Source organism: Halonotius pteroides (assembly GCF_003605635.1).
Taxonomy (GTDB): domain Archaea; phylum Halobacteriota; class Halobacteria; order Halobacteriales; family Haloferacaceae; genus Halonotius; species Halonotius pteroides.
Window position 1 is genome coordinate 1 of record NZ_QMDW01000105.1, and the last position, 1058, is coordinate 1058.

1 protein-coding gene and 1 pseudogene are annotated in these 1058 nt (G+C 67.9%); both read right to left on the reverse strand.

Features of this window, described 5'->3' with window-relative positions; genetic code table 11:
* Positions 1-245: pseudogene (locus tag DP106_RS15365) on the reverse strand (alpha-ketoacid dehydrogenase subunit beta); the annotation flags it as partial.
* Positions 242-1058, reverse strand: an 817-nt coding sequence (locus DP106_RS15370; protein ID WP_120086653.1) for a thiamine pyrophosphate-dependent enzyme, incomplete at its 5' end; no start/stop codon positions are given. The gene DP106_RS15370 and the pseudogene DP106_RS15365, both read right to left, overlap by 4 nt.

Sequence of the window (1058 nt, forward strand, 5' to 3'; positions counted from 1 at the left end):
ACCGGCCGAAAGCCGTACGCCGCCATCCCGATCGCCGTGCCAACGATGCCCGACTCCGCCAGCGGCGTGTCGATGACGCGGTCCTCGCCGAACGCCTCGAGGAGCCCCTCCGTCGCCCGGAAAACGCCGCCGTTCTCGCCGACGTCCTCCCCGAGGACGAGCACGTCGCCGTCGCGTTCCATTTCACTTTTCAGTCCGTCGCGGACGGCCTGTACCAGCGTCAGACTCTGTGATTGGGTGCTCATTCGAGTAGCTCCTCGTCGCCGTAGCGTTCGCGCAGCCGTTCGAGGGCCGCGGCCTGTTCGTCGAGCTGTGCCGTCCGTTCGGCGTGGACGTGATCGAACATATCGGGCGGGGCGGGGCGTTCGGTGCGCTCGGCGGCCTCAATCGCCGCCGCGACTCCCGCCTCGATCTCGGCCTCGATCGTATCGACCGACTCGTCGTCGAGTAACCCCCGCTCGCGGAGGTACGTCTCTAGCCGCGGGATCGGGTCCTTCTGTTTCCAGCGTTCGACTTCCTCGTCGTCCCGATAGACCGAAGGGTCGTCAGCGGTCGTATGGGCACCGAAACGGTACTGGATCGCCTCAATGAGCGTGGGCCAGGTCGCCCGGCCGGGGGCCTCGTCGGCCGCCGGAGAGGGATCCTTCGCCTTCGCGAGCGCCTCGGTCGTGACCCGATACACTGCCAGCGGATCCATGCCATCGACGAGGACGCCCTCGAAGCCGTAGGCGTGGGCCTTCTGGGCCAGGCTCGTCGAGGCCGACTGGCGCTCGCGGAGCACCGAGATCGCCCACTGGTTGTTGTTACAGAAGAAGACCGCGGGCACGTCGAAGACGCCCGCGAAGTTGAGCCCCTCGTGGAAATCGCCCTCGCTCGTTGCGCCGTCGCCGAAACAACACAGCACGGCGGCGTCGTCGCCACGACGGTCGGCGGCCCAGGCCGCCCCCGTGGCGTGTAACACCTGCGTTGCGATCGGGACGGCGACCGAGAAGACGTTCACGTCGTCGAGGGCGTTGCCGCGCTCGTCGCCCATCCAGTATCGCAGCGTTCGCTCGAGG